Source organism: Mycobacterium sp. NBC_00419 (genome assembly GCF_036023875.1).
Classification (GTDB): Bacteria; Actinomycetota; Actinomycetes; order Mycobacteriales; family Mycobacteriaceae; genus Mycobacterium.
This window is the reverse complement of sequence record NZ_CP107931.1, coordinates 1712351-1737943: the sequence shown is the minus strand read 5'-3', so window position 1 is coordinate 1737943 and position 25593 is coordinate 1712351. Positions and strand designations below refer to the sequence as shown.

Genomic DNA, 25593 nt, shown 5'->3' with positions numbered 1-25593 from the left:
AGACTGTGGCGGAAAGCAAGCGGCCTGATCCGAAGCGACGCTCCCCGGCCTCCCGGCCGGGGGCGTCGAGTCGGGCCCGCCCTCGCACCACCCCCGCCGCCAAGCGTGAGCCGCGGCCGCAGGCCGAGCCCACCGCGCACAGCGTCACCGAGCCGATGCGTCGTTCGATCGCCGCGTCGACCGAGCAGCGCAACGAACAGCGGCTGGGGTTCACCGCCCGCCGTGCCGCGATCCTGGCCGCGGTGGTCTGCGTGCTGACGCTGACGATCGCCGGCCCGGTGCGCACCTACTTCGCCCAGCGCACCGAGATGAAGCAGCTCGCGGCGAGCGAGGCGGCGCTGCGCCAGCAGATCTCCGACCTGGAGTCGCAGAAGCAGAAGCTGGCCGACCCGGTCTACATCGCTGCCCAGGCCCGCGAGCGCCTGGGTTTCGTGATGCCCGGCGACATTCCCTATCAGGTGCAGCTACCGCCGGGAGCGGTGCCCGCCCCGGGGGCGGCGCCGCAGACCGAGGCCGTCCGCAGCAACGACCCCTGGTACACCGCGCTGTGGCACACCATCGCCGACGCACCGCACGGTCCGCCGCCTGCGCCGGTCGCGCCCACCGATCCGAATCTTCCGCTGCCGCCTCCGCCGGAGCCGGTCCCGGTGCCGCCCGGTGGTTGATCCCGCAGACCTCGACGCAGTGGCCCAGCAGCTGGGGCGGGAGCCGCGCGGTGTGCTCGAGGTCGCATACCGATGCCCCAATGGTGAACCGGCAGTGGTGAAGACGGCGCCGCGGCTGCCGGACGGGACGCCGTTCCCGACGCTGTACTACCTGACGCATCCGGCGCTGACGGCCGCGGCCAGCAGGCTGGAGTCCGAAGGGCTGATGCGTTCGATGACCGAGAAGCTGGCTGACGATCCGGCGATCGCCGCGGCCTACCGGCGCGCCCACGAGTCGTATCTGGCCGAGCGGGATGCGATCGAATCGCTGGGGACGGAGTTCACCGGTGGCGGTATGCCGGACCGGGTCAAGTGTCTGCACGTGCTGATCGCGCATTCGCTGGCAAAAGGCCGCGGGCTCAACCCCTTTGGTGACGAGGCACTGGCGGTGTTGGCTGCCGAGCCGGCAATGGCGGGAATCCTGGCGAAAGAGGAGTGGACGTGACGCGCGTGGCGGCGATCGACTGCGGCACCAACTCGATCCGGTTGCTGATCGCCGACCGCGGCGAGGGCGGGTTGCACGACCTGCACCGTGAGATGCGGATCGTGCGGCTCGGCCAGGGTGTCGACGCGACCGGGCAGTTCGCCACCGACGCGCTGGCGAGAACCCGTGCTGCGCTGCTGGATTACGCCGCGCTGCTGGAGCGTTTCGAGGTCGGCAAGGTGCGGATGGTGGCGACCTCGGCGACCCGCGATGCGGCCAACCGCGACGTGTTCTTTCAGATGACGGCCGAGGTGCTGGGCAAAGTGGTGCCCGGCGCCATCGCCGAGGTGATCACCGGAACTGAGGAAGCTGCGCTGTCGTTCAACGGCGCGGTGGGCGAGCTGGATTCGGCGGCAGCACCTTTCGTCGTCGTCGACCTCGGCGGCGGTTCGACGGAAGTGGTGCTGGGCGACGCAGGCGGGGTGCAGGCCTCGTTCTCGGCCGATATCGGATGTGTGCGATTGACCGAACGGTGTCTGCACTCCGATCCGCCCACGCCCGCCGAGGTGGCCGCGGCGCGTGAGGTGGTGCGCGAGCGGCTGGGCGAGGCGCTGCGGGTGGTGCCCGTGGAGCAGGCCAAGACCTGGGTGGGGGTGGCCGGGACGTTCACCACGCTGGCCGCGCTGGCCCAGAACATGACCACCTACGACTCCGATGCCATCCATCTGTCGCGGGTGTCGTTCGACCAACTGCTGCCGGTGTGCGATCAGCTGATCGGGATGACGCGCAAGCAGCGGGCCGCACTCGGGCCGATGCACGAGGGCCGCGTCGACGTCATCGGCGGCGGCTCGATCGTCGTCGAGGAACTGGCCGACGCGCTGGGGCGGCGGGCCGGCATCGACCACCTGATCGTCAGCGAGCACGACATCCTCGACGGGATTGCCCTGTCGATCAGCTGAGGTTCTAGTCCTCGTCGATCAACGGTTCACCACCGGCCCCGGTGGGCACCCGGGCACCGGCCAGGGTCAAACCGAGCAGCACCATCACCACACCGATGGAGAAGTGCAGCCAACTGTCAGCGTGATTGAGCGGCAGCATGCTTCGGAGTTGATCGGCCAACAGCCCGGCCAGCCACAGGCCCAGGAAGATCACGCCCCCGCCGATGAGGTACGCCCGGGCCCTGGCGTAGCTGGTCGCCAATAGCAGGCCGACCACCCCGAACGCCAGGTGCAGCAGGTTATGCAGCACCGAGATGCCGAATACACCGAAGAGTTGGGCGCGCGAATCCATGCCGTACCACTGCAACTGGTCCACGCGGCTCGTCAGGCCGGGGATGAACCCGGCGATCGCGACAGCCAGGAATGCCGCGGCGACGAGCACCGCGGCACCTTGGACGGCGAGCATTCCGACCGACTGGTGAAGCCTGCCGGACTTGGTGGTCCGCATGGTTCGCGGATACCCCTGCTACGCCGCCGTCAATCGCCGATCAGCCCAGATAAAACAATCAGAGCGCCGTCAGTCACCCGGCGCTCTGATCGCAGTATTCGAGAGTTACGGCTTGACGCGGCAGCCGCTACCGATGTTGTGGCAGTGATGGCCACCGTCGCAGGCATTACAGCGACAGGTACAACCACCGGTGTGCTTGATTTCCGAAACCTGCATGTCAGATCATCTCCTCCGCGGGCCCGCCGGGCGGGCGCTGCGCGCACGTATCAACATATGACGATGTCACGATAGTTCCCCGCCGACGGATGTGTCAGCCGAACGCGCGGGGCATCACATTCGCAAACAGCCTCGCGACAGTAACCTCACGGCGGTCGGATGGCCGATTTCCCGCCGTGGCGTTACTGTCGGCGGCCGCTCAGGCCTCGAAGCGATATCCCATCCCGGCTTCGGTCAGTAGATGACGCGGGTGCGACGGGTCGTCCTCGAGCTTGCGCCGCAACTGCGCCAGGTACACCCGCAGATAGTGGGTTTCCTTGGCATAGGCCGGACCCCACACCTCTTTGAGCAACTCCTCGCGGCCGACGAGCTTGCCGCGGTTGCGCACCAGCATCTCCAGCATGCCCCACTCGGTGGGCGTCAGGTGCACCTCGGAGCCGTTGCGCACCACTTTCTTGGCGGCCAGATCGACTGTGAACGAGTCGGTTTCGACCACCGGCTCGTCGGTCTCCGAGGCCGCGGCCCCACGGCGGACCGCGGCGCGCAACCGGGCCAGGAACTCGTCCATCCCGAACGGCTTGGTCACGTAGTCGTCGGCCCCGGCGTCGAGCGCCTCGACCTTCTCGGCGGAGTCGGTACGCGCCGAGAGCACGATCACCGGCGCGGTCAGCCAGCCACGCAGTCCGCCGAGCACCTCGATGCCGTCCATATCGGGCAGGCCCAGGTCGAGCACCACCACGTCCGGGCGCTGCTCGGCGGCGGCTTTGAGCGCTGCCGCACCGGTGGCCGCGGTGATCACCTCGTACCCGCGCACGCTGAGGTTGATCCGCAACGCCCGCAGGATCTGCGGCTCGTCGTCGATCACCAGCACCTTGATCTTGTTCATGGCGCCGCCAGGTCGACGATCACGGTGAGCCCGCCGCCGGGGGTGTCGGTGGCAGCGATGGTGCCGCCCATCGCCTCGACGAACCCCCTGGCCACCGAAAGGCCAAGTCCGACACCGTACTTGTTGTTCCGGTCGCCGAGCCGCTGGAACGCCTCGAACATCTGGTCCTCGGTGCCGCGCGGCACGCCGGGTCCTTCGTCGACGACGTTGATCAGGATCCGCATCCCGACTCGCCCGGCGTTAACCCGCACGATGCTGTCCGGTGCGTAGCGCAGCGAGTTGTCGATCAGGTTGGCCAGCACCCGCTCGAGCAGGCCCGCGTCGGCCATCGCCACCGCGTCACCTACGTCGACCTTGATCCGGTCCAGCCCACTGCGCCCGAACCCGGTGGCGCCGCGGCCGATCGACAGCAGGGCCCGCTGCACCACCTCCTCGAGGTAGACCCGCTTGAGTTCGGGGCGCACCACCTCGGCGGCCAGCCGGGAGGAGTCCAGCAGGTTGTCCACCAACGCGGTGAGCTGGTCGACCGACTCCTCGACGGTGGCCAGTAGTTCGGCGGTGTCCTCCGCGGAGAAGTCGATATCGTCGGAGCGCAGGCTCGACACCGCGGCCTTGGCGCCGGCCAGTGGGGTGCGCAGGTCGTGGCTGACCGCCGAGAGCAGCGAGCGGCGCAGTTCGTCGGCCTTCTCGATGGCGGCGGCCTTGCCGGCCTCCTCGGTCAGCTCGCGCTGGCGCACCAGGCCGGCAGCCTGTTTGGCCACCGAGGTCAGCACCCGGCGGTCGCGGGCGGGCAGCTTGCGCCCGGCCATTAGCATCCAGAACTCGTCGTCGCCGACCTCGATCGCGGTGTCAGCGGAATCGACGGTCACACAGGGATTCTCGCCGACGCAGGCGACGATCTGCTCGTCGTCGCCGAATACCCGCAGCATGCTGACAGCGCGCTGGGAGTAGGTCTCGCGAACCCGCTCCAGCAGGGTGTCCAGGTCGGCGCCGCGCAGCACCGACCCGGAGAACAGGGTCAGCAACTCGGCCTCCCGGGAGGCCTGCCGGGCCTCGCGCTGGCGGCTGGCCGCACTGTCGACCAGTGCGGCCACCGCCACCGCCACCGCCAGCATCACGAACTGGGTGATGGCGGCATCGGGTTCGGCGATGGTGAAGGTGTGCCGCGGCGCGGTCAGGAAGTAGTTGAGCAGCAGCCCGGACAGCACCGCGGACACGACGGCGGGTACCACGCCGCCGAGCAGTGCCACCACCAGAATGCCGACGAAGAACAGGGCGCTCTCGCCGGCGATGTTGAAGTACTTGTCCAGGAACACGACGTTGACCGCACAGATCAGCGACGGCACCACCACCGCGGCCACCCAGGACAGCGCGCGGCGTTCCCGCGGGGTCGCCGAGCGCACCGAGAATCCGCGTTTGGCCTCCTCGTGGGTGACCATGTGGACGTCGATCTTGCCGGAGTTCTGCACGATCGCCGCGCCGATACCCTCGTCGAAGATGCGCGCCCACCGGGACCGCCGCGACGTGCCGATCACCAGCTGGGTGGCGTTCATCTCGCGGGCGAAGTCCAGCAACGCTTTTGGCACGTCGTCGCCGATGACGGTGTGCACCGTCGCGCCCAGGCTGGCGGCCAGCTCGCGCACCTTGCCCATCAGCGGAGCCGACACACCGGACAGGCCGTCGCCGCGCACCACGTGCACGATCATCAGCTCGGCGCTGGATTTGGAGGCGATCCGGGATGCCCGGCGCACCAGGGTCTCCGATTCGGCGCCGCCGGTCACCGCCACAACCAGCCGCTCGCGCGCCTCCCACGTCGCGGTGATCTTGTTCTCGGCGCGGTACTTGGCCAGCGCGGCATCGACCTGGTCGGCTAGCCACAGCAGCGCCAGCTCACGCAGTGCCGTCAGGTTGCCCCGGCGGAAGTAATTCGACAGCGCGGCGTCGACCTTCTCCGGTGCGTAGACGTTGCCGTGGGAAAGCCTGCGGCGCAACGCTTCCGGGGTGATATCGACCAGTTCGATCTGGGACGCCTGGCGCACGATCTCGTCGGGCACCGTCTCCTGCTGCTCAATGCCGGTGATCTGCGCGACGACGTCGTTGAGGCTTTCCAGATGCTGGACGTTGACGGTGGACAGCACCGTGATACCGGCGTCGAGCAACTCCTCGATATCCATCCACCGTTTGGGGTTCTTGCTGCCGGGAGTGTTGGTGTGGGCCAGCTCGTCGACCAGGACGACCTCGGGACGGCGGGCCAGCACCGCGGGCACGTCGAGCTCGGGGAAACGGCTGCCGCGGTACTCGATGTAACGCGGGGGGACGATCTCGACGCCCTCGAGCAACTCGGCGGTCTTCTTACGGCCGTGCGTCTCGACCACCGCCGCCACCAGATCGGTGCCGCGTTCGATCCGGCGATGAGCTTCGCCGAGCATGGCGAAGGTCTTGCCGACACCGGGTGCCGCACCAAGGTAGATGCGCAGCTCGCCTCGCTTCCGCTTCGCGCCGGAAGAGGCGGGCTGCCCATCACTTTCCGATAGCGTCTCCGGCGGCGGTTCGCCGCCGGATGTCACACGAGGCGGTTGGACGGTGTCCACACGCTTATCTTCCACGTCCGTCAGCTCTTCATCGGGAATTTCTGGTCCAGCGCAATGTTGAGCTCGACCACGTTGACCCGCGGCTCACCGAAGATGCCGAGCGTGCGGCCATCGGTGTGGTCGGCGACGGCCTGTCGGATGTACTCGGCGCTGACGCCGCGGGCCTTGGCGACCCGGGCGATCTGCAGGTCGGCGTAGGCCGGTGAGATGTTCGGGTCCAGGCCGCTGCCGCTTGCGGTGACCGCGTCGGCGGGCACGGCCGGATCCGACACCGCGCCCTTGATCGGCACGATCTGACCGATCGCGTAGTCCTCGCCGAACTTGGCGCACTCCACCCGCACACCCTCGTAGGTATCCAGGAACGGCCGCGCGGTGCTCTGGCACGGTTCGTTGATGCTGACCACCTTCGTCGGGCTGACCACGTTGCCGCGGGCGTCGCGCGGGCCGATGACCGACAGCACTGCGCCCACGCCGTCGCCGGTGCAGAACGGGCGCTTTCCATCGACGCCCTCCAGCTCGCCCACCGCCTTGCTGCGCGAGCACACCAGGGTCAGCAGGCTGGCCTTGTAGCCGTTGTCAGCCGCCGGCAGCGACGGGTCGGCCGGCGTGTCGACGATGCTTTCCGGGCCCAGGTTCGACGCGCTGGTGGCCAGCGGGTCGTACCCGGCACCGGCGGCCGACGGCCGGCTCTGGAAGTACTGCGGGAGGACTTTGCCGTCGGCGTCGGTGAACGACTGACCGATCAGGCGACTGGCCACCGGCTTTCCACCGACGTCCACGATCGACCCGTCGGCGTTGTCCTTGAGCCCCGGTATCTGCGCCACCAGCCAGATGAACAGCGGATAGCCGATACCGACGATGACGGTGAGCACCAGCAGTGCGCGCAGCGCCGCCCAGTGCAGGCGAACAAGCGTGGAGAAGTTCATGGTCACATCCCTGGCAAGAATTGAATGACGAGATCGATGAGTTTGATCCCGATGAAGGGGGCGATGATGCCGCCCAGCCCGTAGACGTAGAGGTTGCGGCTGAGCAACTTCGACGCACTGCTCGGGGTATAGCGAACACCGCGCAGCGACAACGGAATCAGCGCGATGATGATGATCGCGTTGAAGATCACCGCCGACAGGATCGCCGACTGCGGGCTGTGCAGCCGCATGACGTTCAGCAGATCCAGGCCGGGGAACAACGCGACGAACATCGCGGGAATGATCGCGAAGTACTTGGCGATGTCGTTGGCGATCGAGAACGTCGTCAGTGCACCGCGGGTGATCAACAACTGCTTACCGATCTCGACGATCTCGATGAGTTTCGTCGGGTCGGAGTCCAGGTCGACCATGTTGCCGGCCTCTTTGGCCGCCGAGGTACCGGTGTTCATCGCCACGCCGACGTCTGCTTGAGCCAGCGCGGGTGCGTCGTTGGTGCCGTCGCCGGTCATCGCGACCAGCTTGCCGCCGGCCTGTTCACTCTTGATCAGCGCGAGCTTGTCCTCGGGGGTGGCCTCGGCCAGGAAGTCGTCCACGCCGGCCTCGTCGGCAATTGCCTTGGCGGTCAACGGGTTGTCGCCGGTGATCATCACCGTGCGGATGCCCATCTTGCGCATCTCGTCGAAGCGCTCCCGCATGCCCTGCTTGACGACGTCCTTGAGGTGGATCACACCCAGCACCTCGGCCTTCGTGTCGCCTCCTTCTGCAACGACCTGGCCGACGACCAACGGCGTACCGCCGGCGGCCGAGATGCCGTCGACGATGGTGCCGAGGTCAGGGGGAATGACGCCGCCTTGGTCGCGGACCCACTGGGCGACCGAACTCGCCGCGCCCTTGCGCAGCAGGTGGCCGTTGTCTAGGTCGACGCCCGACATCCGTGTCGTGGCGGTGAACTCCACCCAGGTCGCCCCGGTCAGCTCGCCCGGGGTGCGGGCTCGCAGTCCGTACTCCGTCTTGGCGAAGACCACGATGGAACGACCCTCGGGGGTTTCGTCGGAGAGGCTGGACAGCTGAGCGGCGTCGGCGAGTTGCTCGGCAGAAACGCCGGGCAGCGGGACGAAGTCTGAGGCCTGCCGGTTGCCCAGCGTGATGGTGCCGGTCTTGTCCAGCAACAGCGTGTTGACGTCGCCGGCGGCTTCGACCGCACGGCCCGACATGGCCAGCACGTTGCGCTGCACCAGTCTGTCCATCCCGGCGATACCGATCGCCGACAGCAGCGCTCCGATGGTGGTCGGGATCAAGCAGACCAGTAGTGCCACCATGACGATGCCCGACACGCCGTTTCCATTCAGCGCCAACGAGTCCGGGACGCCGGGGTTGTTGGCCTTGGAGAAGATCGCCAGCGGCTGCAGGGTGGCGACGGCGAAGATGAAGATGATCGTCAACGCCGCGAGCAGGATGTTCAGTGCGATCTCGTTCGGCGTCTTCTGCCGATTCGCGCCCTCGACGAGGGCGATCATCCGATCGATGAAGCTCTCGCCGGGCTTCTGGGTGATCTTGACGACGATGCGGTCCGAGAGCACCGTGGTGCCGCCGGTGACTGCCGAGCGGTCACCGCCGGACTCCCGGATGACCGGAGCGGATTCACCCGTGATGGCCGATTCGTCTACCGACGCAATCCCTTCGACGACGTCACCGTCGCCGGGGATCACCTGCCCGGCTTCCACGACGACCACGTCGCCTTGGGCCAGCAGCGGCGCGGCGATCTCCTCCTCGGTGCCGGGTGTACCCGGTGACCAGCCGTTGAGCCGACGGGCCATGGTGTCGGCCTTGGTCTTTCGCAGACTCTCGGCCTGGGCCTTGCCGCGTCCTTCGGCGACGGCCTCGGCGAGATTGGCGAACACCACTGTCAGCCACAGCCAGAACACGATCAGCCATGCGAACCAACTGGGGCTGATGATCGCCAGGATCGTGCTCCAGACCGCGCCGATCTCGACGATGAACATGACGGGGTTACGCCACAGCGTGCGCGGATCGACCTTGCGCAGGGCATCCGGCAGCGACTTCCACAGTAACTTGGGGTCGAGCAGGCCACCTTGGGTCTTCTTCTTCTCGCCCGCCGGGTGCGGCGCGTCGATGGTGGTGGTGCTCATCAGTGGATTCCTTCTGCGAGGGGCCCGAGCGCGAGTGCGGGCAGGAACGTCAGGGCCACCAGGATGAGCGTCACTCCGACGACCATCCCGACGAACTGGGGCCGGTGGGTGGGCAGCGTACCGATGGATTCCGGTGTGTGGCCTTGGCGGGCAAGAGAACCCGCCAGGGCCAGCACCAAGATGATCGGCAGGAACCGGCCGAATACCATCGCCAGTCCGAGTGCGGTGTTGTACCAGTCGGTGTTGACGGTGATCCCGGCGAAGGCGGAGCCGTTGTTGTTGGCCGCCGAGGTGAATGCGTAGAGCACCTCGGACAGGCCGTGCGGCCCGGTGTTGAGCATGCCGGCCCGCTGGCCGGGCATCGCCATGGCGACCGCCGTCCCTGTGAGCACCAGCAGCGGGGTGACCAGGAAATAGCTTGCCGCGAGCTTGATTTCGCGCGGCGTGATCTTCTTACCCAGGTACTCCGGGGTGCGCCCGACCATCAGGCCGGCGACGAAGACGGTGATCACCGCGAGGATCAGCATGCCGTAGAGGCCGGAGCCGGTGCCACCGGGGGCTACTTCGCCGAGCTGCATGTTGAACAGGTTCATCATGCCGCCAAGGCTGGTGTAGGAGTCGTGGAACGAGTCCACCGCGCCGGTGGAAGTCAGCGTGGTGGCGTCTGCGAAGATCGCCGAATCCGCTACGCCGAAACGTTGTTCGACGCCTTCCATTGCCGAGCCGACTGCCGTCGGAACGGTGCCGTGAGCCTGCAACTGGAACTGCAGCATCAGTGAGCAGCTGATGACGGCCAGCGTGCCCATCACGGCGGCGATCGCGTAACCCTGTTTCTTGCTGTCCACCATGCGGCCGAACGTGCGCGGCAGTGAGAAGCTGATCACCAGCAGCAGGAAGATCTCGATCCAGTTGGTCCACGTGGTGGGGTTCTCGAAGGGGTGCGCCGAGTTGGCGTTGTAGAAGCCGCCGCCGTTGGTGCCGAGTTCCTTGATGGCTTCCTGGCTGGCGACGGGTCCGCCGGTGATGGTCTGCTGGGCGCCGGCCAGGGTGTTGACCACCTGGTCGTGCAGGTGGAAGTTCTGGATGGCGCCACCGGCGATCAGGATGATCGCTGCGACAACGGAAATCGGCAACAGGATGCGCAGCGTGCCACGCACCAGGTCCACCCAGAAGTTGCCGAGCTCAGCGGTATTGCGGCGGGCGAAGCCGCGCACCAGCGCGACGGCCACCGCCATACCGACCGCGGCGGAGACGAAGTTCTGCACGGCCAGGCCGGCCATCTGCACCAGGTGGCCCTGGGTCGACTCGCCGGAGTAGGCCTGCCAGTTCGTGTTGGTGACGAAGCTGATGGCGGTGTTCCACGCCAGCGCCGGCGTCATCGGGGTCGCCGGGTCGTTGAGGTGCAGGGGCAGCTTGCCCTGGACCAGTTGGAAGACGAACAGGACCAGGACGCTGATCGCTGAGAAGGCCAGCACACTGCGCGCGTAGGCGCCCCAGGTCTGCTCCGATTTGGGGTCGGCGCCGATCAGCCGGTAGACGACCCGCTCGACGCGGTTGTCCTTTTCCGAGCTGTAAACGCGGTACATGTAGTCGCCCAGTGGCACGTGCACGGCCGCCAGGGCGGCGATGAGCAGGACGAGGAAGACGATCCCCGCCGATGTCGTAGTCACTAGAACCTCTCCGGGAACAGCAGTGCGGCGGCCACGAAGAGCGCCAACAGCACCGACAACACCAAACCGACGACGTTTTCGTAGCTCACAGTCGCTCGACCAGCTTCTGCACCAGGCCGAGCAGGGCGAAGATCGCCACAGTCAGCACGATGAATATGACGACTCCCATGTCTGTCTCCGTTCTGCGGGAACGAAACGACGCTAGGAGTCCGGGGAGCCGCGATCGTCGGCTTTGACGTTTTCTTTACGGGGCGGTGGTGGCGTCTTGACGGATTCCGACTGCGCCGGCGCTCAGCGCCACAGATAGCGGGTACTGGGCCGCCCGGTCTTGCCGTATTCAGTCTGCCGCGTGACGATGCCCTCGTCGGCCAGTCGTTCCAGGTAGCGCCAGGCGGTGACGCGTGACACCCCGACGTGTTTGGCGATCTCGTCGGCGGTGACGCCACCGGCCCGGTCGCGGACGGCCCGGGCGATTTCGTCGTTGGTCGCCGGTGCGGCACCTTTCGGTGCGGCCGATCTGTCGGTACTGCGCAACTCCGCCAGGGCGCGGTCGACTTCGGCCTGGCTGGCGGCTTCGGTGCCGGCGGGCAGGGCGGTTCGGTAGCGGCGGTAGCGTTCCAGCCGGTCGCGGAACGCCGCGAAGGTGAAGGGCTTGAGCAGGTAGGCCAATGCGCCGTGGGACACCGCCGCGCGCACCATTTCCAGGTCGCGTTCGGAGGTGATCGCGATGATGTCGGGCGCCGGGCGCAGCCCGGAGAGTGCTGACGCCAGGGCGATCCCGCTGGCGTCGGGCAACCCGAGGTCGAGTAGCACCAGGTCGACGGGAGTGTCGGTCGCCGAGGCCTCCGACGCGATGCGCATCGCGTCGCGTGCGGTGGCCGCCGCCCCGGCCAGGGAAAAGCCTTCCAGGCGTTCCAGATACGTCCGGTGGGCTTCGGCGATCAGTGGCTCGTCCTCGACGATCAGCACGGTGATCACGAGCGGGCCTTCTCGATGCTCACCGTCACCACAGACCCGTAGGTGAGGTCCGCGCTGAGCGTGCCGCCGTGGCGTTTGACGATCTGGGCGATCAGCGCCAGGCCCAGGCCCTGATGGCCGGCGTCCGTGCCGGCCCCGTTACCGGCCTTGGTGGAGTAGCCGCGCTGCATGGCGCGACCGAACGTCGCGGCGTCCATACCGGGGCCGCTGTCGGCGACCTGGATCAGCAGCCGCTCGTGGTCCTGGTTGACGGTGACCTCGATCCACGGGTCATCGCGGTCGCAGGCGTCCATCGCGTTGTCGATGAGGTTGCCCAGGACGGTGACCATCTCCTGGCCGGTGAGCACCAGATTGTCGGCGTCGGAGGGCAGGTGGGTTTCCTCGGTGACGGTCAGCGCGATGCCGCGTTCGTCGGCTTCGGCGGTCTTGCCGAGCAGCAGGGCCATCAGCGCGGGTTCGCCGACGGAGTCGGAGAGCCGGTCGACGAGTTGCTGGGACAGTGCCAGGTCCTTGGTCGCGAACTTTACGGCGTCGTCGGGTCGGCCCATTTCGACCAGCGTGATAACGGTGTGCAGTTTGTTGGCCGACTCGTGTGCCTGGGCGCGCAGCGAGTCGCTGAACATCTGCAGGGCGCTCAGTTCGCCGAGGGCCCCCTGCAGTTCGGTGCGGTCGCGGATGGTGACCACCTCGGAGTCCGAGACGCTGACCGCCGAGCGGTTCACCACCAGCACGCGTTCGTCGGTGACGCGAACCTCGTCGCGCACTCCGGGATCGTTGCCGCGCAGGAATTCCGGCAGGTCGGGGCGTTTGATGGGGCCGGGGGGAAGGCTCAGCAGCCGGCGGGCCTCGTCGTTGACCAGGGCCACGCCGTCGCGGTCGAGCACGATCAGACCTTCGGAGATTGAGTGCAGGATCGCGTCGTGGTGGTCATACATCACCCGCAGTTCATCAGGGGCCAGGCCGCGGGTCTGACGCAGAATGCGGCGCCGGATGGCCGCGACGCCGATGAACGAAAGTGCCAGTGCACCAAGGCCGATCCCGACGATGGCGGGCCACTGGGCGCGCCAGCGTTGGGCCAGGCTGCGTTCGGTGATGCCGGCGGCGACCAGTCCGATGACCTGGCCGCTCGCGTTGCGTACCGGGGCCACAGTACGGATCGAGGGGCCCAGCGTGCCGGTGTAGACCTCGGTGAAGGTTTCACCGCGCAGAGCGGGTTCGATGTTGCCGATGTACTTCTCGCCGATGACGGCGGGGTTGGTGTGGGTGAAGCGGGTGCGGTCGGGGGCCATGATCGTGATGAAGGCGATGTCGGTGCCCTTGCGGACCGCCTCGGTCATGGGCTGTAAAACCGTTGTCGCATCGTGGTTTTCGATCGCCTGGGCGGTCGAAGGCGCATCGGCGAGCGCGACGGCGATGGCGGTCACCTGTTCGCGGGCGGCTCGGTCACCGTCGCGCTTGGCGTCGTAGAGGGCCATTGCGCTACCGGCCAGCACCACCAGCGCGATGACCGCTGCCTGCAGGGCGAAGGCTTGCCCGGCCAGCGAGCGGGGCAGCACCGCCATTGCTACCTCCGGGAATGAACGAAATGAACTAAAGCGTGACCTGGGTCACGTTATGGGTAACCATCCTTGCAGACCCCCTGCATATGGCCTGGAAGGAACACCACTATGACCACCGAAGCCATCCCCCGCGACGACGGAAACCACCCCGTACCCGAGAAGCGTCGCGACCGCACCCATTGGCTCTACCTGGCGGTCATCGCGGCGGTGATCGGTGGCGTGATCGTCGGCCTGCTTGCCCCGGGGGTTGGCAAGCAGGTCGGCGTTCTCGGCACCATGTTCGTCAGCCTGATCAAGATGATGATCACGCCGGTGATCTTCTGCACGATCGTGCTGGGCATCGGGTCGGTACGCAAAGCCGCCACGGTGGGCAAGGTCGGTGGCTTGGCGTTCCTGTACTTCATGGTGATGTCGACGGTCGCGCTGGCCATCGGCCTGGTGGTCGGCAACCTGCTGCACCCCGGCGATGGCCTGAACATCACCGAGTCGACGGCCGGCAAGGGGGCCGAGCTGGCCGAGACGGCGCACGAGTCCGGCGGGATCATGCAGTTCATCCAGCACATCATCCCGGACTCGCTGTTCTCGGCGCTGACCGCAGGCAATGTGTTGCAGGCGCTGTTCGTGGCGCTGCTCGTCGGCTTCGCGATCCAGGCGATGGGTTCCAAGGGCGAGCCCATCCTGCGTGGCGTCGAGCACCTGCAGCGGTTGGTGTTCAAGATTCTGGCGATGGTGCTGTGGCTGGCGCCGATCGGTGCGTTCGGGGCGATCGCCAACGTGGTGGGCCAAACCGGGTGGAGTGCCGTCACCCAACTGCTGACGCTGATGCTCGGCTTCTACATCACCTGCATCGTGTTCGTCTTCGGCGTGCTCGGGGTGCTGCTGCGCACGGTGTCCGGGGTGTCGATCTTCAAGCTGGTGCGCTACCTGGCCCGGGAGTACCTGCTGATCTTCGCGACCTCGTCGTCGGAGTCGGCGCTGCCGCGCCTGATCGCCAAGATGGAGCACCTCGGCGTGCAGCAGAGCACCGTGGGAGTGGTTGTACCGACAGGGTATTCGTTCAATCTGGACGGCACCGCCATCTATCTGACGATGGCCTCGCTGTTCATCGCCGATGCGATGGGAAGCCCGCTGTCGGTCGGTCAGCAGATCGGCTTGCTGGTGTTCATGATCATCGCCTCCAAGGGTGCAGCGGGTGTCAGCGGCGCGGGCCTGGCGACGTTGGCCGGCGGTCTTCAGGCGCACCGGCCCGACCTGCTCGACGGAGTGGGCCTGATCGTCGGCATCGACCGGTTCATGTCCGAGGCTCGCGCGGTCACCAACTTCTCCGGCAATGCGGTGGCGACCATGCTGGTCGGGTCGTGGACGAAGACCGTCGACATGGCCAAGGTCGACAATGTGCTCTCCGGGCGGGATCCGTTCGACGAGCAGACGATGCTCGACGCGGATTCGGACGATGTCGCGAAGAAGGAGACCGTGGCCGTCTGAGTGCTTGGCTCACGACACCCCGGGTCGATTTTCCCCGGGGTGTCGTGCTGTGTGGGTGAACAGTTGGCGAATACGAAATACAGCGGCGTCGACGTTGGCTAGCCTTCGTTGCAGCATCGCGCGGCCTGGCGTGAGCAGAACGAGGGGACGAGATGAGCGGCACCGGATGGACTCGTTTGATCACCGTCGTGGCCGGCGGTGCGACGCTGGTCGCAGTCGGCGGCGCGGTGGGATGCTCGCGCGACGTCAAGGAGCCGGCACCGTCGAGCACCACGTCGTCCTCGGCGGCCGCGCCGTCGCCCGTTGAAAAGGGCGTCATCAACATGCCGCCGAAGGCGTTCAACCAGAACCAGAATGCCGCCGACGCCATGCTGGCACTGGAGAGCCAGGGCTATCTGGTGCAGATCAACAACGGTGGCGGCTACTCGGGCAACAGCGTGCTCTCGGCGTGCAGGATCACCTCGGTCGACGGGTACAAGGGCGCCAACCCGCCGTCTTCCACCACGGTGTTCCTGACGCTGTCGTGCCCGAACAGCAATAACTGAGCGGAGTCGTCGCGCGTTTGTCGACGCGTCGCCATCGAGTGAGCGCTCAGGACGAGAATCGCCGCGAAATCCCGTCCTGGATACTCACTCAATGTGAGTGCGGCGCTCCGAGCGACTCTCAGTCGATGACGGCGGTGGCTTCGATCTCGACCAGTAGGTCGGGTTCGGCCAGGGCGTCGACGCCGATGCCGGTCAGCGGGGGAGTGGCCGCGGGGATGCCCATGGCCTCGAAGGCGCGCGCGGCGCCCTGCATGAACGGCTCCATCTTGTCCGGAGTCCAATCCACCAGGTAGACAGTCAGTTTCACGACGTCGTCGAAGGTGGCGCCGGCGGCGGCCAGCGCGGTGCCGATGTTGCGATAGCACTGCTCGACCTGGGCGGCCAGATTACCCTCGCCCACCTTGGTGCCGTCGGCGCTGAGCGCGACCTGGCCGGCGATGAACACCAGCCGCGTTCCGCTGGCCACGGCCACCTGCTGGTAGATGCCGGCGTCGGGCAGCCCGTCGGGGTTGATCAAGGTGACGGGCATCGGCGCTCCTCGCGGTGGGCTTGGGTGATCAGTCCACGCTACCGACGTCTGCGACCACGCGAAGAGACCATCGAATACCCTTTTGCCAGCACGGCCCCCATAGCCCAATTGGCAGAGGCAGCGGACTTAAAATCCGCACAGTGTCGGTTCGAGTCCGACTGGGGGCACCATCAAGAGCCGCGACTCACTACGGGTAGCCCAGACTCCAGCCCCGGTAAACCCAGCCATTGCCCACATGGGGACTCGGCAGGATCTGGATGTTGTGCCCGTTGCCATACCCTCGCTTGAGTCCTTGGACACCGCCGGAGACATACGTCCCGTCACCACGGGCAATGTCGATGTGGGCGCCGAAGGGGCTCTTGCTGAAGACGAGGGCGCCGCGCGGGGCATTCATGTCCGTGTGTAGTTGACCTTGCCGAAGAAGGGTCTGGTACATGGTTTCGGCGGCGCCGTCCCAGCCGTACTGGGCCTGCGACACGTTATAGGCATAGGCCACGAACGCCTCGCATCCGTACGGGCCGAACATGTCTGACCCGAGCGCACTTTCGGCCTTGGCGATGGCGTCCTCTGCTCCGGGGATTGCCTCAGCCGAGGCCTCGGGGATCGCCTCAGCCGAGGGCGCGGACGCGAACACCAGCGCCGTAGCCAGCAGCGTGGCAGACAGTACCGAACAAATGCGGGCGATCAACTCGTGCTCCGTTCCCGACGTGCGTGTGGCCTCGTGCGTGGGGCCGCGATCCGATCGGTTCGAGCGAGTTCAGCACACTCGTCGTTCCACCAGAGTTAGCGGCCCGTTCAAGTGTTGCTCACATACCCGCCGCGCGATAGTTGAAACCGCAGGCTCAGCGGGTGAGGTCGGGCACTGAGACAAACCACCGTCCCAACCGCGGCATCTGCCTACCATCAGCCGATGCGCGGATCGAAAATCCTTATCACCGGAGTGACCGGCCAGGTCGCCGTCCCCGTCGCCATGGCCTTCGCGGCCGACAACGAGGTGTGGGGCGCCGCCCGCTTCACCGACCCCGCCGTGCGAGAGCGCCTCGAGAAGGCCGGCGTCCGCTGCCACACCGTCAACATGGCGGCCGGCGACTTCACCGGTCTGCCGACTGACTTCGACTACGTCATCAACCTGGCGGTGGCCAAGAGTGGCCGGTGGGACAAGGACCTGGCGGTCAACGCCGAATCGGCAGGCCTGCTGATGGCGCACTGTCGCGGCGTCAAGGCCTTCCTGCATTGTTCCTCCGGTGCCGTCTACGACCCGCCGGATGACCAACCCCGCACCGAACGCACCGTTCACGGCGACAACCACAAGCCCCTGCTGCCCACCTACTCCATCTCCAAGATCGCCGGCGAGGTCGTCGTCGCCACGATGGCGCGCGCCCTGAACGTGCCGGCCACCATCGCACGCCTCAACGTCCCCTACGGCGACAACGGCGGGTGGCCGCTGTTCCAGTTCGAGATGCTGCTCGCCGGCATCTCTATCCCGGTCCCGCCCGGCGGACCCGCCGTCTACAACCTGATACACGAAGACGACATCATCGCGATGATCCCGAAACTCCTTGCGGTGGCGTCAGTTCCGGTCACCACCGTCAACTGGGGCGGCGACCAGTTCGTCAGCATCCAGGAGTGGTGCACCTACCTCGGCTCACTCGTCGGCAAGGAGCCGGTATTCGAGGACAGCGATCAGGCGCTGCGTGGAAATCCGTTGGACGTCACCAAGATGCACGAGCTGATCGGCACCACCCACGTCGACTGGCGTGACGGCATGCGCCGGATGGCGGCCACCTTCCACCCGGAACTGGTCGCGCCGTAGTCCGCGCTCTGCCCTCGGTTCTTAGCTCTCAGCAGCCTCGTGTACTCCAGGCAGGTCTGGCATCTCGTGCCGCCCGCCCGGCGACCGGCTCTGACGGAACCACACCAGCGCACCCACTGCCGCCACTGCACCGATGACGATCGTCGGCCACATCAGTACTTGAGCCAGCCATACCCGTCGCTGATACTTCACGATCCGCGTCTCGGCGCGCCGAACCCGGGCCAGATTGATCATGGGCTTCCTCATGCCCACGAACGGTGGCCGGGAAACCGCTCACGGTGAGCGCGGCAGCTGAGCACCCTCGGCGCGCACCGACCCGCGACGCGCAGCCGCACCGGCCGCCGAGAGCGGAGTTGCGATGTCCTCCAGCGACCGGCCTTCGGCGTCGACGGCGAGGAACCACGCGACCAGGCCGCCTCCGATCATGATCGCCGCCCCCAGCAGATAGCCGAGGAACAGCTTGAACGGCTGGGAGCCGTCACCGATCAGCGCCCCGTAGATGACCGGACCCAGCGCGCCGAAGCACTGGGCGATCGCGAAGAAGACGGCGATCGCCTTGGCGCGAACCTCGAGCGGGAAGATCTCGCTCACCGTGAGGTAGGCCGAACTCGCACCGGCGGAGGCGAAGTAGAAGATGACGCACCAGGCGATGGTCTGGGTGAGGGCGTTGAGCAGACCGGCGTTGAACAGCACGGCACTGATGGCCAGCAGCACACCGGACATGATGTAGGTCCCCGAGATCATCTTCCGGCGACCGATGGTGTCGAAGAAGTGCCCGATGGTTAGCGGCCCGGCGAGGTTACCGACGGCGAAGGCGATCAGGTACAGCGGCGTCGTCTCCGAGGCGACGCCGTAGAACTTGCCCAGCACCAACGTGTAGGTGAAGAAGATCGCGTTGTAGAGGAACGACTGGCTGATCATCAGCGAGGCGCCCAGAACGGAGCGACTCGGGTACTCGCGGAACAACACCCGCGTCAGAGCGACATAGCCGATCTTCTCGGTGGGCCTCAGCTCGATGGCCTTGCTCTTGTCGACCTCGGGCAGCGTCACGCCGGTGGCTTTCACCTCACGCTCGATGTAGTCGATCGACTCTTCAGCGGCCGACTCCCGGCCGTTCATCACCTGCCAGCGCGGGCTCTCCGGAAGGTGTCGCCGCACCACCAGGATCACCAGGCCGAGCACCGGGCCCAGCAGGAAAGCCAGCCGCCACCCCAGGCTGATATCCATCGACTTGAGGAACACGAACGTGCCCAGCGTGCCGAGTACCGCACCGGCCCAGTAGGTTCCGTTCACCGCGATGTCGACCCGCCCGCGATAGCGTGCCGGAATCAATTCGTCGATCGCCGAGTTGATCGCCGCGTATTCGCCACCGATGCCCATCCCGGCGATGAACCGGGTGACATAGAGGAACGCGACCCAGCCGGCGCCGTTGCCGAGGGTCAGGGCGGTCAAACCGCTGCCGACCAGGTAGACACCGAGGGTCACCATGAACAGATTGCGCCGCCCGAGCTTGTCCGACAGGCGGCCGAAGAACAGCGCCCCGACCACTTCGCCGGCCAGGTAGACGGTGGCGAGCAAGCCCACCGCGGCCGACGAGAGGCCGAGCGTCTCGGGCTGGCTCAACGTGTCCGCGACGGCGCTGGCCACGGTGATCTCGAGGCCGTCGAGAATCCAGGCCACCCCCAACGCCACGACCATCCGGGTATGGAAGGACGACCATGGGAGCCGGTCGATCCGCGCCGGAATCAGGCTGCGGATCGTTCCGTCGGCCTCGGTGGGTGATGCCATGGTCGCCTCCTCGCGAAACGGCGTGCTACCGACCGGGACTTCCCACCAATCCGTCGCGTGAAACCAAAGAATTGACGGAGGGAAACGTATGCTGACCGCGACTAGTGGATCCGGGGCTTTCGGCCCTAGCGCCACATCCTGAAGGTGACGATCGTGATGACGGCTGAACGTCATCGAACGGGGAGAGGCTGCGCATGCTGATCGCATTTCCGGCGGTGAGTACCGCGGGCAGCATGCTGATACCGATCTTCGGATTGGTGGCCATCGTATTGGCCACCGCGGCATGGGTTTACACAGACGCCAAGGCTTCCGCCGGGCGCGGCCACCCGATTGTCTCCTCGGTGGGCTCGGTAGAGATCAAAACGCCGATAGCGTGGTTCCTTGCCTGCGTGCTGCTGTGGGAGTTCTGCTTTCCCCTCTACATCGACAGCCGCAGCCTGTTTTGAGATCGGGAGTCGACGCGCGCAGGCGACCGCGGTTCGCCATCACCGTGGGACTGGCGCTGCCCTGCCTCGCCGTGCCGGCGGTGGTGTGGCCGGGAACCGCTGCGGCGGAGCCGGTGACCACCATCAACGGCAGCCCGCCGCCCGGAGTCCTGCAGCCACTTGCCGACGTCACGACGATGATGGACACGATCACCCCGGACGGCAATCGGCTGCTCGTCGTGCAGGGCACCCGCCGGGCCGGAACCCGCTCTGTCATCCACGTCCATGACTACGGCGGATACACCTGCGTCCTGACCGGCGTCCTGACCGATTACGTCGAAGGCCAGCCGCCCAGAACATTTCCGGCAGGCACCTGCTACTACATGCCCCCCGACGTCGCGATGACCGCGGTGAACCTGGGCACCGACGACGCCCGGCTGATCGACAACTTCACGCTCCCGCCGGGCGCGATGCCGATGACCGTGCTCGAGTCCGACGCGGCAGCCCCGATGACGATGCCCTGAAGACGTACGACGCCGTCGACAACACGTAGTGGCGCAATAAATTCGGTGCGTTGGCGCTCGGGAGACGGTCAATCACCTTATGGTTTAGCCGTGCCTGAGTTTGATCGCCGAAACATGTTGTTGATGTCGGGCCTGGGGCTGTTGGCCGCCGCGGTCCCGCTCCCGAGCGCCCAGGCGACGCCATCGCCGCTGCCGGAAGCGCCGCCGGGCGGCTACCTGTTCGTCGACGAGTTCGACGGACCGGCGGGATCAGCCCCCAATGGGGGGAACTGGACGGTGCAGAACTGGCAGGACGACGTGTGGCCACCGGTGGCCAGCCAGTACCGCGACGACCGGCAGAACGTCTTCGTCGACGGCAACTCCAACCTCGTCATCCGCGCCACCAAAGCCGACGACACGTACTACAGCGGCAAGGTCCGGGGGAACTGGCGAGTCCCCATGGGCCACACCTGGGAAGCACGGGTCAAGCTCGACTGCATCGTTGCCGGAGCGTGGCCCGCCTACTGGGCCGTCAACGAAGATCCGCTGCCGGACGGCGAGGTCGACGTCATGGAGTACTACGGCAACATGAGTTGGCCCCCGGGAACCACGGTGCACGCCGCATCGAACGGTAAGACGTGGGAGAGCAAGTCGATTGCCGGGTTGGTCGACGGTGCCTGGCACACCTGGCGGATGCGCTGGGACGCAGACGGATTCAAGTTCTGGCGGGACTATGTCGACGGCACGGCGCCCTACTTCTCGGTGCCGCCCAAGCCCATTCCGGTCCACGGCAACCCCACCGACTTGCGTTGGCCGTTCAACAATCCCGGGTATTGGCTCTCGCCGATGTTCAACCTCGCCATCGGCGGGCCCGGCGGCGGTGACCCCGCCCTGACCAACTTCCCGGTGTCGATGCTCGTCGACTGGATCCGGATCTGGTAGCGAGCCTCACTGCTGGCCCGCCGCCTGTGACTGCACCAAGACGACGGTGTTTCGGTCACCGGCCTTGGCCTGGTACATCGCGGCATCGGCGCGTGCCATCACCGAGGAGACGGTCTCACCCGGAATGGCAAGGGTCGCACCAATACTCAGCGTGGCGCGGATCGTCTTGCCGTACTCGCTGATCGGCTCGGCGGCATGACTGCGGATCTTCTCGCTGATGTGGGCCAGCTGCTCGGTGCTGCTCAGCCCGGGCAGCACCACGAGGATCTCGTCACCGCCTGTGCGCCCGACCGTGTCGCACTGCCGGACACAGTCGCGGATTCGGGCCGCCAGCGTCGACAGCACCGTGTCGCCGAAGCCGTGCCCCCAGGTGTCGTTGATGTCCTTGAAGCGATCGACATCGCAGAACAGGATGCCCAGGTGCACACCGAAAGCCGGCGGGTGCTCGAGGGCGGACTCCAGCCGGCTGATTGCCTCGCGTCGGTTGGCCAGCCCGGTCAGCGTGTCGAACCGCGCCAGCTGCTCGAGCTGCTGCTCGACCTTGACCCGGTCGTCCACGATGCGCAGCGCGGCGATCACTCCGTCGGCCTGCCCGTCTCCGTCGACGTAGGGCTTTGCGTGACCGTCGACCCAGCGGTAGTCCCCATCGGCCCCGAGGACCCGTAACCGCTGGGTGACGGGACCACCGGTGCTGATCTGCTGCAGCACGGCCATGACGTCGGGAAGGTCGTCGGGATGGATCTGACTGGCGAGCTCCGCGCCGATCAACTCGTCCATCCGGTATCCCAGCGCGGCCTTCACCGACGGTGACACCCAGTCGATCTGGTTGCCCCGCACGTGGACGATGATGTCGACCGCGTTGTCGGCCAGGATCCGATAGCGCTTCTCGGCCTCGGCGCGTTCCCGGGCCAACTGCTCGCTCCTGATCAACATGTCCTGCTCGCTGCGGCGCAGGCGGAATCCGATGACCATGGTGAGGACCGTGGTGATCAGCACCGACAAGGCGAAGGCTGCTTGTTCACTGCGGCCCAGAGCCAGGAATGTCAGCCGCAGCAACGCCACGACAATCGGGAAGCCGATCCCCAAACCGAAAAGCGGTACGAGCGCCGCCCGGTCGGGACGGGTGATCAGCCACACCAGCGGCGGCCGGTCCGGGCGCACCGTCAACAGCGCCACCAGAAGGACCAGCATGGCCACGGCGGTCGCCATCGCCACGCCGGTCTTCGGGCCGTCGAACACCAGCGTTGCCGCGCCGAACAGGTAGGCCATCACCGACAGCAGCGGGATGAGTGCACCCCCGATGACGCACCCCGCCCACAGGGTGAAGGTTCCGCGGCGGTCCAGCCGGATCGTCGCGGCACCCACGGTGAGCGGCAGCAGCGATGCCGCGGCCTGCCAACTCGGGCGTCCCGGCCAGGGCCATGCGGTCGTCCACACCTCGTCGGTGAACCACATCCGGTCGAAGCCGAACGATCTGCCGGTGGCGTACTCCAGCAGGATGGCGACCGCCAGACCTGCCACCGCGGTGGCGATGGCGCGGCCGGCCCACACCCGGCCACGTCCCGGCTGACCTGATTGCAGGAGCACCGAAACTGCCAGCGCGGCCAGCGACAGGGCGATCCACGGCATCATCGGCGGCCAGGACGGGCTGATCCGGGTCAGGTATTCGGTTCCGGTGGCCCAGCCCACCCAGTCCAGCGCGGCAATGACCAGGACCACGACCGCGGCGGCGCGACTGGTCCGCACCAGCACCACACGCAGGGGGGTCCGGGGCCGGTCCAACGCAGCGCCTCCCCCCTGGTGGAGCAGCGGCACTTCTTGCCGCACGAATATATTCGGCGGCTTCGGCTCACTTGGCAACCGGCAACGCCGACGAAACAGTGACGTTTCAGTGTGCTCGCCACCCGGTCTTGACAGTTAGCCTGTCTCAGATTCCTCCATCCCACCGCACCGCCCGGTCTGCCGAGGTTGCCGTTTGGAGGTCCGCCGGGGCTACCCGGGTCGCCCGTGATGGCGCCGCCGGTGCTGCCGCCGCCTTTGCCACCGCGGCCGTCACCGCCGGTGTCGCCGCCGTCTCCGCCGCTGCCTGCACGGCCGAAGCCTGCGTTGCGCGCCGCACAGATGTTTGCCGCCGGAAAGGCCAACGCGGGCAACGAAAGTCCCAGTACCGCGAAGCCCACCAAACCAGTGTTTATCTGACGCGTCCGTCACGAAGAATGACTGCTCACGGTGTTTGACATGGCGCCGCAGAGGGCGGTTTGATGGGCTGGTTAAGAAACTAGCCGGCCTGGGGCCGGTGTCGCCGCCCCTCGGGGCCGGGGCACTGGATTGTTGATCACCGCCCAGATGTTCATCACAACTGTCTAGAGCGCAGCAACTCTGTCTTATTGCCTGCCAATCGCGACCCGCATCACCCGAGTGATGCTGCAGCTCAACGAATTTAGCGTGATCGAAGAGAGAAGTCTTCCGAAGAGTTCCGTCTCCTTCGGCCAAGCCGTGCGGGTTGTTTTCCCGCACAGGCTATCTCGCTGTCGCTCTCTGACGACTCGCGCCGCTGACAAGCTGAAAGGCATCGCCCCTATGGCAAAGCGCTTAACTCCCCATTTCGACGACGTCCAGGCCCATTACGACCTGTCCGATGACTTCTTCCGGTTGTTCCTCGACCCGACGCAGACCTACAGCTGCGCGTACTTCGAGCGCGACGACATGACACTGGAAGAGGCCCAGATCGCCAAAATGGACCTGGCACTGGGCAAGCTGGGCCTGCAACCCGGAATGACGTTGTTGGACGTCGGCTGTGGCTGGGGCGGGACCATGATGCGGGCTTTGGACAAGTACGACGTGAATGTCGTCGGGCTCACGCTGAGCAAGAATCAAGCCGATCACGTCCAGCGCCTGTTCGACGAGTCCGAGAACACCCGCTCCAAGCGAGTCCTGCTGCAGGGCTGGGAGCAGTTCGACGAGCCCGTCGACCGGATCGTGTCCATCGGCGCTTTCGAGCACTTCGGCTTCGACCGTTATGACGACTTCTTCAGCTTCGCCTACAACGCGATGCCTGCCGACGGCGTCATGCTGCTGCACACCATCCTTGGTCTGCGTCCCGAGGACGTCTTCGAGAAGGGCATCAAGCTGACCTTCGAGCTGGCCCGGTTCTGCAAGTTCATGATCACCGAGATCTTCCCCGGCGGCCGGCTGCCGTCGATCCCGATGGTCGAGGAGCATGCCGGAAAGGTGGGGTTCGACGTCAAGCGGGTGCAGTCTCTTCAGCCGTACTACCCGACGACACTCGACTTCTGGGCCGAGGCGTTGAAGGCCCATGAGGACGAGGCCATCGCCATCCAGTCCCAGGAGGTCTACGACCGCTACATGAAGTACCTGACCGGCTGCCCGCACCTGTTCCGCGTCGGCTTGATCGATGTCTGTCAGTTCACCTTGGCGAAGTAGTCGGTCCGGACTCCCGGTGATCGATACACACCCCCGCTAGGCGCTTGCGCTCTGTCACACTGCGCTGATGATCCAGGGCTTCTCCCACATCGGCATCTGCGTCAGTGACCTCGACCGGTCGATCGCCTTCTATACCGGGGTGTTCGGCTTCGTCGTGCTCTACCAACTCGACTTCGAGAACAACGAAGTCGCGGCCACCATGGAGCAGGAGGGCACGTTCCGCTCGGCGATGCTCATCCGCGACGACATCCGGATCGAACTGCTGCAGTGGGTCGACGTCGAGACCACCGGCTCCGGTCAGCGCAAGCCGATGACCGAGCTCGGCTTCACCCATCTGTCGTTCCGGGTCGAGGACGTCGACGGGCTCACCGAGGCCATCGTGGCCGCCGGCGGGCAGTTGGTGGAGTCGACGCGCACCGTGCTCGGCGACGTCGAGGACCCCACGTCGGGCCGGTTCATCTACCTGACCGACCCGGACGGCACCCGCATCGAACTCATGCAGAACGTGCCCGACCTGTCCGGCATCAGCGCCGCCGACATCGCCGCCGCGGCCGCCGGTTAATCGCAGT

25 protein-coding genes and 1 tRNA gene are annotated in these 25593 nt (G+C 66.6%); 12 read left to right on the top strand and 14 right to left on the bottom strand.

Going from position 1 to position 25593, the window contains the following annotated elements; all coding sequences use genetic code 11:
- The first annotated feature begins 5 nt into the window (after positions 1 to 5).
- From OG976_RS08000 to OG976_RS07990, 3 genes are read left to right on the top strand one after another with little or no spacing between them, the layout of a single operon-like run.
- The gene (locus OG976_RS08000) at positions 6 to 665 is read left to right on the top strand and encodes an FtsB family cell division protein (RefSeq protein WP_328360268.1); all 660 of its coding nucleotides are present in this window, start codon (positions 6 to 8) and stop codon (positions 663 to 665) included.
- On the top strand, positions 658 to 1149 hold the full coding sequence (locus tag OG976_RS07995) for a DUF501 domain-containing protein (RefSeq protein WP_328360265.1): 492 nt from the start codon (positions 658 to 660) through the stop codon (positions 1147 to 1149). The genes OG976_RS08000 and OG976_RS07995 overlap by 8 nt, the downstream gene beginning before the upstream one ends.
- On the top strand, positions 1146 to 2087 hold the full coding sequence (locus tag OG976_RS07990) for a Ppx/GppA phosphatase family protein (protein ID WP_328360262.1): 942 nt from the start codon (positions 1146 to 1148) through the stop codon (positions 2085 to 2087). Before OG976_RS07995 ends, OG976_RS07990 begins: the two co-directional genes overlap by 4 nt.
- Before the next feature lie 4 nt (positions 2088 to 2091).
- Here the strand turns inward: OG976_RS07990 and OG976_RS07985 are convergent, their stop codons facing one another.
- The 9 genes from OG976_RS07985 to OG976_RS07945 all read right to left on the bottom strand — a co-directional run bounded on the left by OG976_RS07985 (position 2092) and on the right by OG976_RS07945 (position 13553).
- Positions 2092 to 2574 carry a DUF4383 domain-containing protein gene (locus OG976_RS07985; RefSeq protein WP_328360259.1) on the bottom strand — a complete coding sequence of 161 codons (483 nt, stop codon included), beginning with the start codon at positions 2572 to 2574 and terminating at the stop codon, positions 2092 to 2094.
- Positions 2575 to 2989: 415 nt separating this feature from the next.
- Positions 2990 to 3676: a response regulator gene (locus tag OG976_RS07980; protein ID WP_328360257.1), complete on the bottom strand. Its 687-nt coding sequence runs from the start codon at positions 3674 to 3676 to the stop codon at positions 2990 to 2992.
- Entirely contained in the window at positions 3673 to 6153 is a 2481-nt protein-coding gene (locus tag OG976_RS07975; protein WP_328363268.1) for a sensor histidine kinase KdpD, read from the bottom strand. Before OG976_RS07975 ends, OG976_RS07980 begins: the two co-directional genes overlap by 4 nt.
- A 134-nt stretch (positions 6154 to 6287) precedes the next feature.
- A complete protein-coding gene (locus OG976_RS07970) occupies positions 6288 to 7193 on the bottom strand; it encodes a potassium-transporting ATPase subunit C (protein WP_328360254.1) in 906 nt (301 codons plus the stop codon).
- A 2-nt stretch (positions 7194 to 7195) separates the two neighbouring features.
- Positions 7196 to 9343, bottom strand: coding sequence for a potassium-transporting ATPase subunit KdpB (gene kdpB, locus OG976_RS07965; protein WP_328360251.1), 2148 nt, complete (start codon positions 9341 to 9343; stop codon positions 7196 to 7198).
- Entirely contained in the window at positions 9343 to 11013 is a 1671-nt protein-coding gene (kdpA, locus tag OG976_RS07960) for a potassium-transporting ATPase subunit KdpA (protein WP_328360248.1), read from the bottom strand. The genes kdpB and kdpA overlap by 1 nt, the downstream gene beginning before the upstream one ends.
- A complete protein-coding gene (locus OG976_RS07955; RefSeq protein ID WP_328360245.1) occupies positions 11013 to 11102 on the bottom strand; it encodes a potassium-transporting ATPase subunit F in 90 nt (29 codons plus the stop codon). Before OG976_RS07955 ends, kdpA begins: the two co-directional genes overlap by 1 nt.
- A 202-nt stretch (positions 11103 to 11304) precedes the next feature.
- Positions 11305 to 11991 (bottom strand): response regulator, encoded by a 687-nt coding sequence (locus tag OG976_RS07950; protein WP_328360242.1) that lies wholly within the window; start codon positions 11989 to 11991, stop codon positions 11305 to 11307.
- Positions 11988 to 13553 carry a sensor histidine kinase gene (locus OG976_RS07945; RefSeq protein WP_328360239.1) on the bottom strand — a complete coding sequence of 522 codons (1566 nt, stop codon included), beginning with the start codon at positions 13551 to 13553 and terminating at the stop codon, positions 11988 to 11990. Before OG976_RS07945 ends, OG976_RS07950 begins: the two co-directional genes overlap by 4 nt.
- A gap of 105 nt (positions 13554 to 13658) precedes the next feature.
- Here OG976_RS07945 and OG976_RS07940 point away from each other — a divergent pair, with 105 nt between their 5' ends.
- Positions 13659 to 15035, top strand: a complete 1377-nt coding sequence (locus OG976_RS07940) for a cation:dicarboxylate symporter family transporter (RefSeq protein WP_328360236.1) — start codon at positions 13659 to 13661, stop codon at positions 15033 to 15035.
- A gap of 152 nt (positions 15036 to 15187) precedes the next feature.
- On the top strand, positions 15188 to 15580 hold the full coding sequence (locus OG976_RS07935) for a hypothetical protein (protein ID WP_328360233.1): 393 nt from the start codon (positions 15188 to 15190) through the stop codon (positions 15578 to 15580).
- 118 nt (positions 15581 to 15698) lie between these two features.
- Here OG976_RS07935 and OG976_RS07930 read toward each other — a convergent pair whose 3' ends face one another.
- On the bottom strand, positions 15699 to 16109 hold the full coding sequence (locus OG976_RS07930; RefSeq protein ID WP_328360230.1) for a RidA family protein: 411 nt from the start codon (positions 16107 to 16109) through the stop codon (positions 15699 to 15701).
- 93 nt (positions 16110 to 16202) lie between these two features.
- On the opposite strand from OG976_RS07930, the gene OG976_RS07925 reads away from it, so the two are divergent.
- Positions 16203 to 16279 (top strand) — tRNA-Leu (locus OG976_RS07925).
- 17 nt (positions 16280 to 16296) lie between these two features.
- On the opposite strand, the gene OG976_RS07920 is transcribed toward OG976_RS07925, so the two are convergent.
- Positions 16297 to 16797, bottom strand: coding sequence for a hypothetical protein (locus OG976_RS07920; protein ID WP_328360227.1), 501 nt, complete (start codon positions 16795 to 16797; stop codon positions 16297 to 16299).
- A gap of 222 nt (positions 16798 to 17019) precedes the next feature.
- Between OG976_RS07920 and OG976_RS07915 the strand changes: the two genes are divergently transcribed.
- A complete protein-coding gene (locus OG976_RS07915; RefSeq protein WP_328360224.1) occupies positions 17020 to 17922 on the top strand; it encodes an NAD-dependent epimerase/dehydratase family protein in 903 nt (300 codons plus the stop codon).
- 21 nt (positions 17923 to 17943) lie between these two features.
- Here OG976_RS07915 and OG976_RS07910 read toward each other — a convergent pair whose 3' ends face one another.
- Together OG976_RS07910 and OG976_RS07905 are read right to left on the bottom strand one after the other, a co-directional pair.
- Positions 17944 to 18168: a hypothetical protein gene (locus OG976_RS07910; RefSeq protein WP_328360221.1), complete on the bottom strand. Its 225-nt coding sequence runs from the start codon at positions 18166 to 18168 to the stop codon at positions 17944 to 17946.
- A 27-nt stretch (positions 18169 to 18195) separates the two neighbouring features.
- Complete coding sequence (locus OG976_RS07905) at positions 18196 to 19710, bottom strand: MFS transporter (RefSeq protein ID WP_328360218.1); 1515 nt, start codon at positions 19708 to 19710, stop codon at positions 18196 to 18198.
- A gap of 194 nt (positions 19711 to 19904) precedes the next feature.
- Here OG976_RS07905 and OG976_RS07900 point away from each other — a divergent pair, with 194 nt between their 5' ends.
- The 3 genes from OG976_RS07900 to OG976_RS07890 all read left to right on the top strand — a co-directional run bounded on the left by OG976_RS07900 (position 19905) and on the right by OG976_RS07890 (position 21580).
- Entirely contained in the window at positions 19905 to 20156 is a 252-nt protein-coding gene (locus OG976_RS07900; RefSeq protein WP_328360216.1) for a hypothetical protein, read from the top strand.
- Positions 20153 to 20659, top strand: coding sequence for a cupin domain-containing protein (locus OG976_RS07895; RefSeq protein ID WP_328360214.1), 507 nt, complete (start codon positions 20153 to 20155; stop codon positions 20657 to 20659). The genes OG976_RS07900 and OG976_RS07895 overlap by 4 nt, the downstream gene beginning before the upstream one ends.
- Positions 20660 to 20773: 114 nt before the next feature.
- Positions 20774 to 21580, top strand: coding sequence for a glycoside hydrolase family 16 protein (locus tag OG976_RS07890; RefSeq protein WP_328363266.1), 807 nt, complete (start codon positions 20774 to 20776; stop codon positions 21578 to 21580).
- Between the two features lie 6 nt (positions 21581 to 21586).
- Here the strand turns inward: OG976_RS07890 and OG976_RS07885 are convergent, their stop codons facing one another.
- Entirely contained in the window at positions 21587 to 23362 is a 1776-nt protein-coding gene (locus OG976_RS07885) for a diguanylate cyclase domain-containing protein (RefSeq protein ID WP_328360211.1), read from the bottom strand.
- Positions 23363 to 24160: 798 nt separating this feature from the next.
- Here OG976_RS07885 and OG976_RS07880 point away from each other — a divergent pair.
- A complete protein-coding gene (locus OG976_RS07880; RefSeq protein WP_328360208.1) occupies positions 24161 to 25024 on the top strand; it encodes a cyclopropane mycolic acid synthase family methyltransferase in 864 nt (287 codons plus the stop codon).
- Positions 25025 to 25091: 67 nt separating this feature from the next.
- Entirely contained in the window at positions 25092 to 25586 is a 495-nt protein-coding gene (locus tag OG976_RS07875; protein WP_328360205.1) for a VOC family protein, read from the top strand.
- Positions 25587 to 25593 lie beyond the last annotated feature (7 nt).